Source organism: Xanthomonas sp. NCPPB 1068 (assembly GCF_041479385.2).
Lineage (GTDB): Bacteria > Pseudomonadota > Gammaproteobacteria > Xanthomonadales > Xanthomonadaceae > Xanthomonas > Xanthomonas cannabis.
Map to the genome: position 1 here is coordinate 3724315 of NZ_CM192986.1, position 17286 is coordinate 3741600.

Genomic DNA, 17286 nt, shown 5'->3' on the forward strand with positions numbered 1-17286 from the left:
AGGGCGGCCACCGCAGGATGTGCGGCGGCAGACAAAAGGGGGAAGGACACCACGGACCCGTGGCAGCGCCGCATTTTAATGGGAATGATTCACATTTTAAACAGGCAATGCACACATCGCCTTGTGCGGCTGCGCGTCGAAGCGAACGCTTCAGCAGGATTCGGGCCGCGCAGGCCTTGCCGGGCCGTGTTTACCCCCCGGTGAGAACGCCGTCTGGCGCCGCGACCGGACCCATCAGGTCCACCCGTGCCAACGTCTCCGGCGCAGAGGCGACCGAGACAGCAACCCTGCGTCCCGGTTTGCCGAGGGGGAGATTTCACCCGGGTCCGCGACCGGCGGCACCAGCCTGTCGATGCCCGGATCTTCGATCTATGTTGCTGGCGGCTAGTGCGCCGGCAGCTCGGGCATGCGCGGCCAGTGACCGGGTGTACTCCATGCACGCTGTAACACGCTGGGTGAAGGATCACCTCCACCTGCCTGACTGCCTGAGTGCGACGTAGCAGTGGTTGTCGCTTCAGCGTCCCTGCAAGCCCACGTTACGCCCGCACCGACACCCCCCCGCGCGCGCGCGCGCACGCAGCGTGCATTCAAGCGCCCCGGCATGCACACGCTCGGCGTCATCGGCCCATGGCAATGCCCGCACAGGACACGCGACGCGCTGAGGTAATCAACAAAAAACGCCGGCAAACGCCGGCGTTTTTTGTTGCGACACTGCGCGGATTTACAGCGCCTTCGCTGCCTGTACCACGTGCTCGGCAGTGATCTTGAAGTACGCATACAACTGATCGGCCGGCGCCGAGGCGCCGAAGGTATCGATGCCGATCACATCGCCGTCCAGGCCCACGTACTTGCGCCAGAAGCCGGTCACACCGGCTTCCACCGCCACGCGCTTGCGCACTGCCTTCGGCAGCACGGATTCGCGGTACGCCGCATCCTGGCGGTCGAACACATCGGTGGACGGCATCGACACCACACGCGTCTTCAGACCCGCGGCGTCCAGGGTCTTCTTGGCTTCCACCGCCAGACCCACTTCCGACCCGGTACCGATCAGGATCACGTCCGGCGTGCCGCCTTCGGCATCGGCCAGCACGTAGCCACCGCGTTCGATCAGCTTGATCTGTTCGGCGCTACGCGGCTGGTGCTGCAGGTTCTGGCGGCTGAAGATCAGGCAGCTCGGGCCGTCCTTGCGGGTGATGGCGGCCTTCCAGCTCACCGCCGACTCCACCGCATCGCCCGGGCGCCATACATCGTTGTTGGGGATGTAGCGCAGCGAGGCCAGGTGTTCCACCGGCTGATGGGTCGGGCCGTCTTCGCCCAGGCCGATCGAGTCGTGCGTGTATACGTGGATGGCATGCGCCGGGTTCAACGCGCTCATGCGCACGCCGTTGCGCGCGTAATCGCTGAACACCAGGAAGGTGGCATCGAACGGGATGAAGCCACCATGCAGCGCCAGGCCGTTGGCAATGGCGGTCATGCCGAACTCGCGCACGCCGTAATACACGTAGTTGGCGTCCGGGTCGTCGGTGGCGACCGACTTGCTGGCCTTCCACAAGGTCAGATTGGAATGCGCCAGATCGGCCGAGCCGCCGATCAACTCGGGGAGCAACGGCGCAAACGCTTCGATCGCCAGCTGCGAGGCCTTGCGCGAGGCGATGGTCTGGCCGTCTTCCTGCGCCTTGGCGATGTAGGCATCGGCCTTGGCGATGAAGTCGGCCGGCAGTTCGCCGTGCGAGCGACGGGTGAGCTCGTCGGCTTCGCTGCCGTACTGCTTGCTGTACTTGTCGAACAGCTGCTCCCACTCGGCCTGACGCAGGGTGCCGGTGCCGCCGGCGCGCCAGCCGGCGTAGATCTCTTCGGGAATTTCGAACGGGCCGTATGGCCAGTCGAGCGCCTTGCGGGCGCCTTCCAGTTCTTCCTTGCCCAGCGGCGCGCCGTGCGAGGATTCCTTGCCGGCCTTGCTGGGCGCACCGAAACCGATCTTGGTGCGGCAGCAGATCAGCGTGGGCTTGTCGCTGTTTTCCAGCGCGGCCTCGATGGCGGCCTTGATCTTGTCGGCGTCATGCCCGTCCACGTCGCGGATGACGTGCCAGCCGTAAGCCTCGAAGCGTGCCGGGGTGTTGTCGCTGAACCAGCCGGCGGTGTTGCCGTCGATGGAGATCTGGTTGTTGTCCCAGAACGCGACCAGCTTGCCCAGGCCCCAGGTACCGGCCAGCGAGGCGGCTTCGTGCGAAATGCCTTCCATCAGGCAGCCATCGCCCATGAACACCCAGGTACGGTGATCGACGATCTCCAGTTCCGGGCGGTTGTAGCGCTGCGCCAGCAACTTTTCGGCCAGCGCAAACCCGACCGCATTGGCAAAGCCCTGCCCAAGCGGACCGGTGGTGGTCTCCACGCCGGGGGTTTCGCTGCGCTCGGGGTGGCCGGCGGTCTTGCTGTGCAACTGACGGAACTGCTTGAGCTGCTCGATCGGCAGGTCGTAACCGGACAGGTGCAGCAAGGCGTACTGCAGCATCGAGCCATGCCCGTTGGACAGCACGAAACGGTCACGGTTGAACCACTGCGGGTTGTTCGGGTTGTGCCGGAAATAATCGTTCCACAGCACTTCGGCGATATCGGCCATGCCCATCGGCATGCCGGGATGACCGGACTTGGCGGCTTCGACCGCATCTGCGGCAAGAAAACGGATGGCGTTGGCCAGCTGGCGGCGGGTGGGCTGGGTCATGGGCGTCTATGGAAGCGGAGGGGAACACCGCTGGAAGCGGAGACACCTATTCTCCCATACACGGCGTTATGGGAATCGGGAGTCGGGAATGGGGAATCGGATGCAGCGTTGCGGGTTGGTCGATGGACTCCCCTCCGCACCGGGCCGGGCCGCTTCGGCGACGCGGCAAGACCACGCATCACTCCTTATCCTCGCAACAGCCCGCTTTAACGATTCCCGATTCCCGACTCCCTATTCCTCGCTCTTGGCCACCAACGTCGTCAGCGCCAGATCCCCGGTCACGTTCAATGCCGTGCGGCACATGTCCAGGAAGTGATTGACGCCCAGGATCATGCCGATGCCGACCGGGTTGACCCCGACCATGGCGCAGATCAGCGCCACCACCGGCAGCGAGCCCGACGGCACGCCTGCAGTGCCGATGCCGCCCAGGATGCAGACCAGCATCACCATGAACTGCTGGCCCAGGCTCAGGTCCACGTTGAAGAACTGCGCCAGGAAGATCACCGTCACGCCTTCGAACAGCGCGGTGCCGTTCTGGTTGGCGGTGGCACCCACGGTCAACACGAAGCGCGATACGCGCGGCGGCAAGCCCATCTCGTCGGCCACGCGCAGCGCAGTCGGCAGGGTGGCGTTACTCGACGCGGTGGAGAACGCCATCATCGTGGCCGCCTGGGTCTGCTTGAAGAAGCCCAGCGGCGAGCGCCCGGCAAACTTCACCGCCAGCCCGTAGCTCACCACCATGTGCAGGCCCAGCGCCAGCACCACCACGCCCACGTAGGCGCCCAGGCGGATCAACAGATCGAAGCCAAACAACGCCGCCAGGTTGAACATGAAGCAGGCCACCGCATACGGCGCCAGGCGGATCACCAGCCCGATCAAGGTCATGGAAATTTCGAAGATGCCCTCGATGCCGCGCTTGAGCGTGGCGACCTTTTCATCGGCGGTCAGCACCATGCCCACGCCGAACATCACCGCGAAGAACATCAGCGACAGGATCGCGCCATTGCTCGACGCGGCGGCAATCACGTTGTTGGGCACGATCGACAGCAGCATGTCCATGCCCTGCGGCTGGGTGCCGGAGCTGGAGATGATTTCGCGGGTGCGGTCGGCGTTTTCCTGGATCAGCTGGTTGGCCAGCTGCGGGTCCACGCCGGCGCCGGGCTTGAGCACGTTGACCAGCACCAGGCCCAGCAACACCGCCACGCCGGACAGCACAACGGTATAGCCCAGGGTGCGCCAGCCCACCCGTCCAAGGGCGCGGATGTCGCCCATCTCGGAAATGCCCATGACCAACGCCGAAAACAGCAGCGGCACGATCAGCATGAAGATCAGATTGAGGAACACCTGCGAGAACGGCGTGGTGACGTACTTGGTCACCAAACGCACCCACTCGGCGTCGCTGCCGGCCAGGTAATAGACCGCAAGACCCAACAACAGGCCGACGGCGAAGCCGATCCCCATCTTCCAATGCAGGGGCAGGCCCGGGCGGCGCGCGGCTGGGGATGCAGTCATCTGGTCGGCCTTGTTCTGGACACAAAGGCCGGAGCTTAACAAACGCCAAGGATGCGGCCACCTACCCGGGTGCTCCTGCGCGCCTGCTGCGGGTAGGTGCGCCTCCCAATCTTGGTTGATGCAAGCGTTGAAACTCGCTTTGCACCTGACTGTTCCCACCTGCGCGACAACGGAAATCTCAAGTCGTAGCGGCGCCTCCTATGTCGTCAGATGCCTCAGGTCGAAAGCCTGGTGTATCGAGTGCGCGGTGCCCTCACCGCTCGCGGGACACGCCGTCAACCCGTCCATGGGGGCTCGGTGGCGGCATCCATGCCGCCAACGGTCCCGCAATCGGCGAGGACACCGCACCAGACAGTTGGCTGGTGGTTTATTGAAGAACAGAGGCGCCGCGCCAGACCACTACTGGCAGCTTGTTGAAAACGTTGCGCACCGACCAACTCCCCTGGTCCTTGCCCGCTCACCGTCGCGGGACCTTGAGCGGCATGGATGCCGCGCCAGAGCTTACGAGGACGTACTTGCAGCGTGTCCTGCGATGGTGGGCGGGCAAGGGCGCTGCAGCAAACTCGCAGAGTCGAGGGCACGGCTTCGCGTTTGGGTGCTGCAAGCTGGCCGCGCCCAGTGATATAGCCAGCGAACGTCGCCTTTCGCCTGCACTGACATACCGACCATCTCCACCGGTCCTTGCCCGCTCACCATCGCGGGACCCTTGCCGGCATGGATGCCGCCACGGAGCTACATGGACGTACTTGCAGCGTGTCCCGCGATGGTGGGCGGGCAAGGGCCCTGCAGCAAAGGCGCAGTAGTCACGCTTTGCTCTCGGCGACACGGCTTGCGAACCAGACGCATGGAACTCAAAAAACTAGAGCGACGTAGAAGTGATGAAAAATCGTCGCCGTCAACCGCCATCGCTTCATTGCAGCCGATCAAGACGCCGGCGGATACAACGGCGCCAGCACCTCGGGCTCCGCCGCGCTCGCATGCCGCCAGCGGGGACCCTTGGCAAATGCGTCGCGCAGCGCGGCGCGTGCCCCTGCCACATCCCCGTCGCCACCCCAGCGCGCACGTTGCATTCGCGCCACGGCGTCGCGCTGGGCGGGATCGGCCAAGGCGGCCAATACGCTGTCGATATCGGCCACACCGGCCATGCCACAGAGCACGTTTGCCACATCGTCCATGCCCCCGCTGTCCAGCGCGCGGCGCAGCTCGGCCACGCCATGGGTTGCACGCTTGCCGGGCATGGGCGCGTCGCCGACGGCGGCCTCGGTAGCACTGCGTGCCGTGCCGCACCGGCGCCGCAACGCCCATACCAACGTCACCACCCACAACATCGCAAAGCCTGCGGCGGCGGCCATCCATCCCCACGGCTGTTGCGTAGCTGGCGACGGCTGCTGCTGCAACGTCAGCGCACTGGCTGCTGGCGCAGGCGCCGCGTCGTTGCTTGCCGGGCTGCCTGTCGGCGCAGGTGCCGGGGCCGGTGCCGCAAAGGCCCCGCTGCCCGCCGCAACATCCAATGTCAGATCCGGCACCGCTGCAGTCTTGGCCGCGCCTGCGCCGACATCCCACCAGGCCACCTGCAGCCCAGGCACGACCAGCGGGCCGGCGCGGTTGGGCACGATCGAATAGCGGCGCGTCAGGCGCAGCTGCGGCGAGCCGTCCACAAAGCGTTCTTCGTATTGCGGCGGCTCGGCGAACACCTGCGCATCGGGCACGCTTGGCGTGGGCAACTCGGGGAACTGCGCCTGGGTGGCGCCGCGCGCGCTGGCTTCCACCACGAACTGCGTCGCCTCCCCGGCAGTGGCGCGTTGCGGCGTGGCCGTGTAGCGCAACTGCAGGCTGCGCAGCGGCAGCCAGGGCTGCGGCGCGTTGGCCGGCTGGGCGCGCACCTGCAGCGGAATGCTGGCGCTGCGCGCGCTCAGCTCACCATTGCCGCGACCGAAATAATCGTCGAAGAATCCGCCGACCGATCGCCCGTTGAATCGCGCCGGGGGCAGCACCAGCCGGCCGCTGCGCTCGGGCACCAGCAGATAGCGCCGCTCCACCACGTTGTACTGGCGGCCGTTGACCAGCTTGACCGAACTGACGTCATCGCCGATGCGTTGCAGCGACGCGCCATCGGGCGCTTCCAGATCCAGCTCGCCCGATGCCAATTGATTGGCAAAGTACAAGCGCACCACCACCCCCACGCTCTGCTGCACATAGGGCTGCGGGTCGTCCACCCGGGTCTCGACGAAAGCTTCTTCATTGCCCTGCGCCGCACTCGGCCCGCCGGCAGCGCCGCTGGAACTGCTGGCGGCATCGTTCGCCGCTCCAACCACCTGCAGGCGCAGCGGTTCGGTGCGCTCATTGCCCACCCGTATCGCCGGCACGATCAGTTCACCACTCTTGCGCGGCGTCAGCACCACACCGAACAAGGCACGCACCGTCACCGAACCGTTGGTCACCTGCATCTGCTGATTGGCGCTCTTGGCGCCCAGCGAAAAATCGGTGCGCAGCGGCGTGTAATCCGGATCGACGCCGCGTTGGTCGGTTTCGATGTTCAACATCACCACGTCGCCAGCATTGGCGCTATCGCGATCAAGCCACGCACGCGTGACCGCGCCCGCTGGTGCGCCAACCAGCAGCATCATGCAGGCCAGCATGCCGATCGCCGCGCGGCGCAAGTGGTGTCTGCCGATCATCGTCCGTCCCGTTGCCTGCGTTCGTATTCCAGCCTGAATTTGGTCCGCAGCAAGCTGCCCGGATCGTCCGGTACCCGCCGCAACCACGCATCCACCGCCTGGCGTTGCTCGCGTTGCTGCGGCGTCTCGCTTGCGGCGGCGGCCTCCTGCGTGCCGCCTGCGTCCGCCTGTTTGTCGCCCGCCTGCGCCATGGCTTGTTGCATCTTGCGACGCTGCGCCTCATCGGCCTGCTGCTGCGCCCTGGCATCGGCAGACTGCGGTGGCGTGTCCTGCCTGCTCTGCTCGCCTTGCCCGCTTTTGGACTGCGCATCCTGCGACTTGCCGTCCTGCGGGATCTGCGCGTCGGAAGGCTGCTGCTTGCCGTCCTGCGGCTTCTGCCCATCCTGGCCGGACTGCGCGTCCTGCTGATTCTGGCCCGCCTGCTGTTGCCCGTTTCCATCCTGGCCGGGTTGTTTCTGATCCTTGGACTGGCTCTTGCCGTCCCGACCTTTGCCGTCCTCGTTGTCCTGCTGCTGCCGCTTGCGCGCCGCGTCGACTGCCGCGCGATTGGCGATCGCATCCTGCTGGTTGGGATGTTGCTTGAGCGCGCGATCATAGGCTGCAATTGCCTCGTCGTAGCGGCCCTGGCGCGCCAGCGCATTGCCCAGGTTGTACAAGCCCTCGTCGGTCGGCACCGCTTCGAACGCCTTCTGCGCAGCGGCAAAGTCCCCTTTGCGATACGCCTGCACCCCGGCATCCAGACGCCGTTGCTGCACCTGATCGGCACGCTGCCACAAGGTGCCGTCCGCCGCCCGTGCAGGTTGCGCCAGCGGCAACATGCACACCAGTGCCAGCACCGCCACAACCGCGCGCCGACGAAACGCCAGCAGCGCCAACAGCATCACCGGCATCACCAGCCAGTAACCCTCATCGAGCCAGGTCTTGCCGCCGCCGGCTTCGGCCGCCTCATCGGCAAGCGGCTGCTGGGCAGGATCGAGCACGCCCAGCGCCTGCAGATCCGAGTCGTCCGGGGCAATGCGCGCATAGCGCCCGCCACCCTGACCGGCGAGATCGCGCAGGCTGCCCTCGTCGAGTCTTGCCTGGGCGATCTCGCCGCTACCGGTACGGTAAGCGGCACCACGCACACTGCCGATGCCCAGGGCGGAGACACGGAACCCACGTGCGCGTGCGGTGCGGGCAGCGCTTTCTGCCGACCCATCGGCACTGTCACTGACCACCAGGATGTCGCCCTGTTTGAAGCCGGCCTGCTGCAGCAACTGGCTCGCCGCCGTGATCGCCCGATCGGCGCGTTTGCCATCGACCGGCATCACCGACGGCGACAGCGCATCCAGAAACACGGCCACGTTGGCGGCGTCCTGCGTCAGGGGCGCGACGGTGAAACTTTCGCCGGCATAGACCAGCAACGCCACATCGCCACCGGCGCGCTTGCGCAGCAACGTGGCCAGTTTCGCGCGCGCCTGGAGCAGGCGCGAGGGCGGCAGGTCGGTGGCGAGGCTGCTGGAGGACAGATCCAGCACCACCACCAACGGCATGCTGGATTGAAACACCGGGCGCTCGGTCTGCCGCCAGCTCGGCCCGCTCATCGCCACCACCGCCAGCGCATAGGTCAGCGCGGCCAGCGTGAAACCCAGCCATCCGCGCCGCCCGCCGGCCACCAGCAAGGCCGGCAGCAGGTGCGCGTCCACGCTGTGACGCCACACATCGGCACTGCGCCGGCGCACGTGCCACAGCAGCGCCGCCGGCACGATCGCCAGCAACGCCCACAGCCAGTCGGGGCGCAACAGATGCAACGCTGCCAGCAGTTCGGTGGGCGCGCTCATCGCCATCTCCGCGGCAACACGTATGCCAGCAACGCGATCACCATGGCTGCGCCCAGCGGCCAGTAGTAGCGTTCGACCCGCGGCTGCACCGACGGACCCAAGGCCTTCACCGGCTCCAGGCGATCGAGTTCGGCATAGATGCCCGCCAGCTCTTCGGTATCGCGGGCACGGAAAAAACGTCCGCCAGTTTGCTCGGCGATCTTGCGCAGCCCATCCTCGTCGATATCGTCGTTTCCGCCAGCCGGAATCGGCACGCCGAACAGCGAGTACCCGCCGCTGCCACCGAAAGCGATGGTGTGCACACGCACGCCCTCGGCCTTGGCCAGTTCGGCCGCCTTCAACGGGTTGAGCACCCCGGCGGTGTTGACGCCATCGGTGAGCAGGACCACCACCCGCTGGCCCTGCTTCTGCTCGCGCAGCCGCTTCACCGACAACGCGATCGCATCGCCGATCGCAGTCTCGCGCCCGGCCAGCCCCACCACGCTGTCGGCCAACTGGTCGCGTACGGAGGTCAGATCCGCGGTCAGCGGCGTCAGTGCATACGCGCGCTGGCCGAACACCAGCAAGCCGACGCGATCGCCGTCGCGCCGATCCAGAAAGTCCGACAGCACCGCCTTGGCGGCGGTGAGGCGATCGACCACGTTGCCACCGAGCACCATGTCCGGTTCGCTCATGCTGCCGGAAAGATCCACCGCCAGCATCATCTGCCGTGCTTCGCGCGGCGGCTGGATCACCTCGCCCAGCTGCTGCGGACGCGCCAGCGCGGCGCACAACAAGAACCAGCCCAGCCACGCCAGCCAGCGCGGCATGCGCAACGACGGCGCGCGTTGCGCCTGGGCTACCGCATGCAGCTGATCGGCATACGGCACGCGCAGCGCCGCAGACTCCTGGCCGCGTTGCGGCCAGAACCACATCAGCAGCGGCAGCGGCATCAACCACCACGCCCAGGGCCAGGCGCAATGCGCCAGCGCGTCCTGCCACTGCGACCACTGCAGCCAGTTCATCGCTGGCCCCGCATCAGACCCAGAAACCGGGCACGCGCCAGTGCCTGCACCGCGTCCAGGTCGGCCACCGCCGGGGCGCGCTGAAAGCCGCCGTCGAGCAGCGCGCGACCCGGCCCTTGCGAAAATGCGCGCGTCTTGCTGTTGCGGCCATCCAGAAACTTCAGCCAGGCATCGCCCTGCAACCGATCGGCCTGCGCATCGACGCGCCGCGCAGCGCGGCGCAGCAGGGCCGACAGCGCTGCCAGACGCTGCGCAGGCGTTGCGGCACGCTGCAGCTCTGCATCGAAAGCCGCCAGCCAGCGACGTTGCCGTTGGCGGCGACGCCACCACCAGAACCACACACCGGCCAGCACCAGCACGAATGCCGCGATCAGCAGCCACCAGCCCGGCGCCAGCGGCCACCACGGCGGCGACGGCGGCAGATGAACATCGCGCAGCGGCAGTGCCTGCGGGCTCATCGTCATGCGCCCCGCATGAGGGTGCTGCCGCCCAGCCACGCGTCGCTGGCATCGTCGGTGGACAGGCGATGCACGCGTACGCCGCGCGATTGCAGCAGTGTGGCCAGCTGCTCCAGCGGCGCGACGAACTCGGCCTGCCAGCGCGCGCGCGCAGCCTGGCTGGCAAGATCCACCGCAATGCGCTCACCGCGCACATCGAAACTCAGGGCGCGGGCTGGCGGCGACAGCTCCAGCGGGTCAACCAGCACGATCACCACCACCTCGTGATGCAACGCCAGGCCGGACCAGCGCGTTGCGGAGATCCGGCTCGCACTGCGCGCATCGGCCAGCACGGTCAGGCGCGCGCCTGGCCGCAGGAGCCGCGCCGCATGATCCAGGGCAACCTCCAACCCGGCGTCGCCAGCAGGCGGCTGCGCATACCAGCGCGCCAGGGCATCGAGCACCGGCAGCACACCGCGCTGCCCCGACCGCGGCGCGATCGGCGCCTCGCTGGCGGTGCCGCGCAAGGCCGCGACACGGTCGCCCTGGCGCTGCGCCAGCCATGCCGCCACGGCGCCGGCACGGGCGGCCTGCACCGACTTGTAACGCACGCGGGTACCGAAGAAGAGCGCAGGCGAGGTGTCGGCCACGATCAGGCTCAAGCGCTCGCGCTCGGCCTGAAACAGCTTGGTATGCGCCCGCCCGGTGCGCGCGGTGACGCGCCAATCGATATGCCGCGCATCGTCACCGGCCACGTACTCGCGCGACTCGGCATATTCCATCCCACGCCCGCGCGTGGCGGCCGGCACCGGCCCCACCAGCCCATGCCGGCCACGCCCCGGTTGCCCGCGATGCTGCGCGGTGCCGCGCAACGCGATCAACTCGGCAAGACTGGGCCGCAGGCCGTCACCGGCCACGGATGCCGGTGGGTTCGCTGGGAGGAAGGACGGAATCGAAGACATCGGGCTCGGGCGGGAGGGCCGCATACCTCGGTAGCACGCTGCCCGATCAGGGCAGCGGAATCTTGTCCAGCAACGCGGTGACCAGGCGCTCGCCATCCCACCCTTCGGCGGTGGCTTCGTAGCTGGGCAATACGCGGTGGCGCAACACGTCCGGCGCAATGGCCCGGATGTCGTCGGGGGTGACGTAGTCGCGCCCGGCCAGCCACGCGCGCGCACGCGCGCAGCGCTCCAGGGCGATCGAACCGCGCGGGCTCGCGCCCCAGGCGATGCGCCGCGCCAATGCCGGGTCGTAGCGCTGCGGGTCGCGCGAGGCCAGCACGATCTCGATCAGATACCGCTCAAGCTGCGGCGCCAGGTGCACATCCAGCACCACGCGGCGTGCGGCGAAGACGTCGTCCAACGGAATCCTGTCGGGGACGGTCTCGTGCTTTTCCAGAGTGTCGCGGGCCGCCTCGCGCGCCAGACGCAGGATTTCCGCCTCGGCATCGGCCTGCGGATAGCCAATGCGCACATGCATCAGGAAACGGTCCAACTGCGCTTCGGGCAGCGGGAACGTGCCCTCCTGCTCGATCGGATTCTGTGTCGCCATCACCAGGAACAGCTGCGGCAGCGCGTACGTATGCCGGCCAACGGTCACCTGCTGTTCGCCCATCGCCTCCAGCAGCGCCGACTGCACCTTGGCCGGCGCACGATTGATCTCGTCGGCCAGCAGGATGGGGTGGAAGATCGGCCCCGGCATGAACTCGAACCGGCTGTCCTGCGGCCGCCAGATCTCGGTACCGGTCAGATCGGCGGGCAACAGATCCGGGGTGAACTGCACCCGTGCAAAATCCGCTTCCAGCCGCGAGGCCAGCGCGCGGATCGCGGTGGTCTTGGCCAGGCCCGGCGCGCCCTCCACCAGCAGATGGCCATCGGCCAGCAGGGCGATCAACAGCCGTTCCACCAGCGCGGACTGGCCAACGATGCGCTGCGCCAGCGACTCGCGCAGCGAGGTGAATTGACGATGCAGCCGGTCCTCGGCGGGCGCGGCGGCGGCTTCTGGCGGGAGGAGCGGCGGTGCGTTCATAGGTCCAGTGTGACCGATTCGAACGCGATTGGTTCACCTTCAACCCACGCATTGTTCAGTGAGTGACGGGGGTCATGCCCGGGATTAGCCAGCTGCAGGCATCCATACACGACAAAGCCTGGCAGCGAGTCGCATGCCAGGCTTTGTCTAAGCCAGCAGATCAGCGAACCGCGGACGCGACGCGGAGCACCTTCGGTGTAATGAACACCAGCAGTTCGGCCTTGCTCTTGCTGCGGCCGCGACTCTTGAACAGATTGCCAAGGAACGGGACGTCACCAAGAAACGGAACCTTGTTGACACTGGCGCGATCAGTGAACTCGTACACGCCACCAATCACGACCGTCTGCCCGTCGTCCACAAGCACGGCCGTGTTGATTTCGCGACGGTTGATCGACGGCACCGTGCCGTAGTTGGGCAGTTCGATCAGCTGATCAACTTCGTCCTTCTTTACATTCATGTTGAGAAAGACGCGATTGTCGTTGGTGATCGTCGGCGTTACCTTCAGCTCCAGGAGCACTTCCTTGAACTGGACATTGGGCGTCGCCGCCTGGCCCGCAGTACCGCCGGTAATAGTGACATAGCCAATTTCACGCCCCTGCTTGATCACACCTTCACGCTGATTGGACGTCACGATGCGAGGGTTGGAGATCACCTCGCCTCGACCTTCCTGCTGGAGGGCGGAGAGCTCAAGATCCAGATTGAAATTGGAACCCAGCAGCGTGTAGGCGAGGCTCGGCGCAGAAGCGCCGCTGGTAAAGGCGCCCGTCGGCAGATTAACGTTCAGGCCTCGACCCGCAGCAGTTCCACCGCCGCTAACGGTATTGCCGATAGTCGCAACGTTATCGCCATAAGTATGCGTACCGCCCAGCCCGAATCGCGCACCCAAATCACGCGCAAACGTATCGGTTGCAATCACGATACGACCTTCGATCAACACCTGATCCACCGGGCGGTCGATATGCGAGATCAGCTCGCGCATCTGCGCGACCTTTTTCGGAATGTCGCTGATCATCAAGGTGTTGGTGCGTTCATCAGCAACCAAACGTCCGCGAGGCGACAAAAAGCCATTATCTTGCTGACCGGCACCACCTTGCCCGCCTTGCCCACCACCACCACCGCCAATCCCCTTCGCCTCCGTCAGCGCCTTAAAGATCACCGCCGCATTGTGGTAATTGATCTGCACATAATCGGTGATCAGATCCTCGCGGTTCTCGATCGCGATACGCGCGTCTTCCTTGTCCTGCTCGAACTTGGCCAGCTCCGGCTGCGGGGCGACCCAGACCACGCCGCCATCGCGGCGCTTGTCCAGGCCCTTGGCGCGCAGCACGATGTCCAGCGCCTGGTCCCACGGCACGTTCATCAGGCGCAGGGTGACGTTGCCCTGCACGGTGTCGGAGGCGACGATGTTGAGGTTGGACTCTTCGGCGATCAGCTGCAGCACGGTGCGCACCGGCACGTCCTGGAAGTTGAACGTCACCGGGCGACCACTGTAGCCGCGCGCGGCAATCTGCGCGGCGGCCTGGGTGACCGACGCGGCGCTCACGCCGCCAACGGCCGGCTGGCCCTTGCGCGGAGTGATTTCCACCACGTATTCGTTGCCGGTCTGGTAGGCCAGCGAGTCGAAGGCGCCCTTGGTCGACAGCACCAGCTGCGAACCGGAACCGGACGGCTTGACCTCCACCCGCTGCACCGGCGTGGCGAAGTCGGTGACGTTGAGCGGGCGCTGCAGCTCGGGCGGCAGCTTGGCGTTGCTGATGTCCACCAGCACGCTGTCGCCCTGGGTGCGCAGATCGGGGCTGGCGCCCTGCCCGTCGAACTTCAGGATCAGGCGGCCCGCGCCATCGTCACCGCGTTTGAAATCGATCTTGGACACCGCCAGGCTCGCCGGAGCGGTCTTGGCAGGGTCCTGCGCGGGCTGTGTCAGCGCGGCGGCGGCAAACGCGCTGCCGCCGGCCAGCGCCAGCGCGCATCCCAACGCGCAGGCCTGGAGCATCGCGTGGCGTCGAACCGGACGCAGCCGCTGGGCATTGGAAAACGTCATCGTGCTATCCCCTATCACTTTATTGATCATCCAATGCGAGCGCGGCCGGCCGTTCAAGCCATCCACCCGCACCGTCCGGCACAAGTTCAATCAGCTCGATGCGGTCTTCGTAGACCCCGGTCACCCGGCCATCGCTCTGTCCCAGATACACACCCGGCCGCACGCGGTAGGTCACCTTGTCCGGTGCCATCACCAGCGCGATCAGACCCGAGCCGCCCCCAATGGTCCCCACCATGTCGAGAGCGTCGAGCGGAAAGGCCTCCAACGGCTCCTTGCGCCGGTTCGGATCCGGACGCGTGCCGTTGCCGCCTTCCGCACTGACCCAGGCGTCGCTGAACGGGTCGCGCATCACCTGTGCGGCATATTCGAACGTCTCGAACTGCTGCATCACCGGCAACGGCTCCAGCGGCGGCGCAGGGCGCGCGCGCACTTCGGCCACCCAGGCTTCCAGATTCGGCGCATCGCCCGGGGTGCTGGTCACACCGCGCGTGCACGCCGGCAATACAGCAATTAGCGCCACGCAGGACAGGATCTTGAGCAGTTTCATGGTCATTGGCCGCCCTTCTTCGCCGCGTCGGCCGCCGCCTTCTCCTGCTCGGCCATTTCCTCATCGTCCAGATAACGATAGGTCTTGACCGTGCCGGACAGCTCCAGCGCGCCGCGCGGTGTGATGCCGGCCTTGGCATCCTTGGGCTTGAGGTTGATGTCGTGCATGGTCAGGATCACCACGCGCGGCAGCGATGCCACGCCGCTGACGAAGGCGCCAAACTGGTGGTAGCTGCCCACCATGCGCAGGGCGATCGGCTTCTCGGCATAGAACTCCTTCGGCGATTCCGGTCCCGGCTGGAACAGCTCGTTGGACAGGCCGCTGGACAACGCGGTCTGCGAGATGTCGATGATCAGATCCGGCATTTCGGTCTTGCTGGGTAGCTGACGCAGCATCTGCTGCAGCACCTGCTCCATCTGCGCGAGCTGCTGCTTGAGCGGCTCCAGATTCACCGCGCGCCCCTGCTGGGTCTCGAACTCGGCGCGCAGCTGGGATTCGGTGCCTTCCAGCCCTTCCAGCTCATCGCGCTTGCCGCTGATCAACAGGAACCAGGCCAGCACCAGGATGAACAGGCCAACCACCACGCAGAACACGATGCGTGCCTGCTGCGGCCAACCGCCGATGTTGTTGAAATCCAGATCGCTGAGCTTGAATGATTTCTTACTCATGACGCCGCCCCCTCCTGCGGCCGGTTGGCGGGCGCCGGTGCTGCCTGCGTCGGTGCAGGCGCCGCTGCCGGGGCAGCAGGCGTGGCACCGGCAGGTGCTGCACCCGGTGCAGTGGTACCCGGCGCGGCCGGATCCACCACGCCCGGCGTCGTGCCGTTCTTGTCAGCTTCGTTCGGGTTGGCCAGCTTGACCTTGAGCGTGAACACGTACGGCAGCGTCTTGGTGTCCATCGACGAGGTGGCAGGCTGCCCGGCCTTGTCCTGGCTCTTGGCCTCGATGATCGACAGGTCCGGATTGGTCATCCAGCCCGAACCTTCCAGGTTGCGCATGTAGGCACTGACCCGGGCATTGGATTGCGAGCGGCCTTCCAGCGTCAGGATGTCGCCGTCCTGCTTGATGTTGGTCAGCGCCACGCCATCGGGAATGGTGCGCACCAGCGAATCGAACAGGTGCACCATCTGCGAGCGGTTGGCCTGCAGCTCCTCGATCACCTTCTTGCGCGCAAGCAGGCGGTCCTTCTTCTTGTCGAGTTCCTTGATCTCTTCGTTCTGCGCCTTGACCTTGTCGATCTCGGTGGTCAGGAACGCATTGCGCTCGGTCTGGCCGGTGATCTGCGCGTCGTAGTAGAACCAGATCAACGCCGACAACAGCACCCCGCCCAATGCGGCGAAGCCCAGCATCGAATAGAACTCGCGCTCACGCGCCTTCCGGCGCTCGGCGCGCCAGGGCAATAGATTGATTCTTGCCATCAGTCAAAGCTCCTCAGGGCCAGGCCGGTGGCGATCATCAAGGCGGGCGCATCCAGCGCCAGCGCATGGGCCTGAACCTTCGGGCCCAGCGTCATCTGTGCGAGCGGGTTGGCGACCACGGTGGTCACGCCCAGCTGCTCTTCCACCATCTCCGGCAGGCGTGACAGCGCGGCGCACCCGCCGGCCAGCACGATGCAGTCGACACGATTGAATTCGCTGCCCGCATAGAAGAACTGCAGCAAACGGCTGATCTGCTGCACCGTCGCTTCCTTGAACGGCTCCAGCACTTCGACCTCGTAACTTTCCGGCAGCCCGCCCTGGCGCTTGGCCAGGCCGGCTTCTTCGTAGGTCAGGCCATAGCGGCGCATCACTTCGTCGGTGAGCTGCTTGCCACCGAACACCTGTTCGCGGCTGTACAGGCTGCGCCCGGAGCGCAGCACGCTGAGCGTGGTCATGGTGGCGCCGATGTCGACCAGCGCAACCACCGCATCGGCGGCGACCGGCAGTTCGCTGGCGACCAGGGCGAACGCGTTTTCGACCGCGAAGGCCTCCACGTCCATCACCTTGGCGGTCAGGCCACCCAGTTCCAGCGCCGACTGGCGCAGTTCCACGTTTTCCGAGCGCGAGGCGGCCAGCAGCACCTGGACCATGTCCGGGCTGTTGGGCATCGGGCCCAGCACCTCGAAATCGAGATTCACTTCCTCGATCGGGTACGGAATGTAATTGGTGGCTTCCAGTTCGACCTGGGCCTCCATGTCGCTGTCGTCCAGGTCGGCCGGCATCGGGATCAACTTGGTGATCACCGCCGAGCCAGCCACGGCAGCTGCCGCGTTCTTGGCCTTGCTGCCGGAACGGTTGATGGCGCGGCGAATGGCTTCGCCGACCGCCTCCACTTCGACGATGTTCTTTTCCACCACCGCATTGGGCGGCAACGGTTCAACCGCGTAGTGCTCCACGCGGAAACGATTCCCGCTGCGCGACAGCTGCAACAGCTTGACCGCAGTGGAACTGATATCGACACCAATCAGTGGCGACTGACTCTTGGGTAGAAGCCCCACGGTAACTCCCCTGCCGACGGGC

13 protein-coding genes and 1 pseudogene are annotated in these 17286 nt (G+C 66.2%); all 14 read right to left on the reverse strand.

The window, feature by feature from the left end:
* Positions 1-721: 721 nt before the first annotated feature.
* The gene (tkt, locus tag ACCQ12_RS15825; protein WP_047695627.1) at positions 722-2722 is read right to left on the reverse strand and encodes a transketolase; all 2001 of its coding nucleotides are present in this window, start codon (positions 2720-2722) and stop codon (positions 722-724) included.
* Between the two features lie 231 nt (positions 2723-2953).
* Positions 2954-4234 (reverse strand): dicarboxylate/amino acid:cation symporter, encoded by a 1281-nt coding sequence (locus tag ACCQ12_RS15830; protein ID WP_372382205.1) that lies wholly within the window; start codon positions 4232-4234, stop codon positions 2954-2956.
* A 923-nt stretch (positions 4235-5157) separates the two neighbouring features.
* A complete protein-coding gene (locus ACCQ12_RS15835; RefSeq protein WP_372382206.1) occupies positions 5158-6912 on the reverse strand; it encodes a BatD family protein in 1755 nt (584 codons plus the stop codon).
* Complete coding sequence (locus tag ACCQ12_RS15840) at positions 6909-8732, reverse strand: tetratricopeptide repeat protein (protein ID WP_372382207.1); 1824 nt, start codon at positions 8730-8732, stop codon at positions 6909-6911. The genes ACCQ12_RS15835 and ACCQ12_RS15840 overlap by 4 nt, the downstream gene beginning before the upstream one ends.
* Complete coding sequence (locus ACCQ12_RS15845) at positions 8729-9736, reverse strand: vWA domain-containing protein (RefSeq protein WP_039565391.1); 1008 nt, start codon at positions 9734-9736, stop codon at positions 8729-8731. Before ACCQ12_RS15845 ends, ACCQ12_RS15840 begins: the two co-directional genes overlap by 4 nt.
* Entirely contained in the window at positions 9733-10194 is a 462-nt protein-coding gene (locus ACCQ12_RS15850; protein ID WP_372383639.1) for a DUF4381 domain-containing protein, read from the reverse strand. The genes ACCQ12_RS15845 and ACCQ12_RS15850 overlap by 4 nt, the downstream gene beginning before the upstream one ends.
* 2 nt (positions 10195-10196) lie before the next feature.
* Entirely contained in the window at positions 10197-11159 is a 963-nt protein-coding gene (locus ACCQ12_RS15855) for a DUF58 domain-containing protein (RefSeq protein ID WP_372382208.1), read from the reverse strand.
* A gap of 22 nt (positions 11160-11181) precedes the next feature.
* Positions 11182-12201, reverse strand: a complete 1020-nt coding sequence (locus ACCQ12_RS15860) for an AAA family ATPase (RefSeq protein WP_372382209.1) — start codon at positions 12199-12201, stop codon at positions 11182-11184.
* A gap of 160 nt (positions 12202-12361) precedes the next feature.
* Positions 12362-13846, reverse strand: a complete 1485-nt coding sequence (locus ACCQ12_RS15865) for a type IV pilus secretin PilQ (RefSeq protein WP_372383640.1) — start codon at positions 13844-13846, stop codon at positions 12362-12364.
* Positions 13829-14272, reverse strand: a pseudogene (locus ACCQ12_RS15870) (AMIN domain-containing protein); the annotation flags it as partial. The gene ACCQ12_RS15865 and the pseudogene ACCQ12_RS15870, both read right to left, overlap by 18 nt.
* The gene (locus tag ACCQ12_RS15875) at positions 14262-14795 is read right to left on the reverse strand and encodes a pilus assembly protein PilP (RefSeq protein ID WP_011038332.1); all 534 of its coding nucleotides are present in this window, start codon (positions 14793-14795) and stop codon (positions 14262-14264) included. The pseudogene ACCQ12_RS15870 and the gene ACCQ12_RS15875, both read right to left, overlap by 11 nt.
* The gene (locus ACCQ12_RS15880) at positions 14792-15457 is read right to left on the reverse strand and encodes a type IV pilus inner membrane component PilO (RefSeq protein ID WP_047695637.1); all 666 of its coding nucleotides are present in this window, start codon (positions 15455-15457) and stop codon (positions 14792-14794) included. Before ACCQ12_RS15880 ends, ACCQ12_RS15875 begins: the two co-directional genes overlap by 4 nt.
* The gene (locus ACCQ12_RS15885; protein WP_184438467.1) at positions 15454-16206 is read right to left on the reverse strand and encodes a PilN domain-containing protein; all 753 of its coding nucleotides are present in this window, start codon (positions 16204-16206) and stop codon (positions 15454-15456) included. Before ACCQ12_RS15885 ends, ACCQ12_RS15880 begins: the two co-directional genes overlap by 4 nt.
* Positions 16206-17264: a pilus assembly protein PilM gene (locus ACCQ12_RS15890; protein ID WP_039409920.1), complete on the reverse strand. Its 1059-nt coding sequence runs from the start codon at positions 17262-17264 to the stop codon at positions 16206-16208. Before ACCQ12_RS15890 ends, ACCQ12_RS15885 begins: the two co-directional genes overlap by 1 nt.
* Positions 17265-17286: the final 22 nt, after the last annotated feature.

Excerpts from the sequence above, each read along its gene's own strand:
- ACCQ12_RS15830 (WP_372382205.1), bottom strand. The coding sequence starts at position 4,234 with ATGACTGCATCCCCAGCCGCGCGCCGCCCGGGCCTGCCCCTGCATTGG.
- ACCQ12_RS15845 (WP_039565391.1), bottom strand. The coding sequence starts at position 9,736 with ATGAACTGGCTGCAGTGGTCGCAGTGGCAGGACGCGCTGGCGCATTGC.
- ACCQ12_RS15835 (WP_372382206.1), bottom strand. The coding sequence starts at position 6,912 with ATGATCGGCAGACACCACTTGCGCCGCGCGGCGATCGGCATGCTGGCC.
- ACCQ12_RS15855 (WP_372382208.1), bottom strand. The coding sequence starts at position 11,159 with ATGCGGCCCTCCCGCCCGAGCCCGATGTCTTCGATTCCGTCCTTCCTC.
- ACCQ12_RS15860 (WP_372382209.1), bottom strand. The coding sequence starts at position 12,201 with ATGAACGCACCGCCGCTCCTCCCGCCAGAAGCCGCCGCCGCGCCCGCC.
- ACCQ12_RS15875 (WP_011038332.1), bottom strand. The coding sequence starts at position 14,795 with ATGACCATGAAACTGCTCAAGATCCTGTCCTGCGTGGCGCTAATTGCT.
- tkt (WP_047695627.1), bottom strand. The coding sequence starts at position 2,722 with ATGACCCAGCCCACCCGCCGCCAGCTGGCCAACGCCATCCGTTTTCTT.
- ACCQ12_RS15885 (WP_184438467.1), bottom strand. The coding sequence starts at position 16,206 with ATGGCAAGAATCAATCTATTGCCCTGGCGCGCCGAGCGCCGGAAGGCG.
- ACCQ12_RS15850 (WP_372383639.1), bottom strand. The coding sequence starts at position 10,194 with ATGAGCCCGCAGGCACTGCCGCTGCGCGATGTTCATCTGCCGCCGTCG.
- ACCQ12_RS15880 (WP_047695637.1), bottom strand. The coding sequence starts at position 15,457 with ATGAGTAAGAAATCATTCAAGCTCAGCGATCTGGATTTCAACAACATC.
- ACCQ12_RS15840 (WP_372382207.1), bottom strand. The coding sequence starts at position 8,732 with ATGAGCGCGCCCACCGAACTGCTGGCAGCGTTGCATCTGTTGCGCCCC.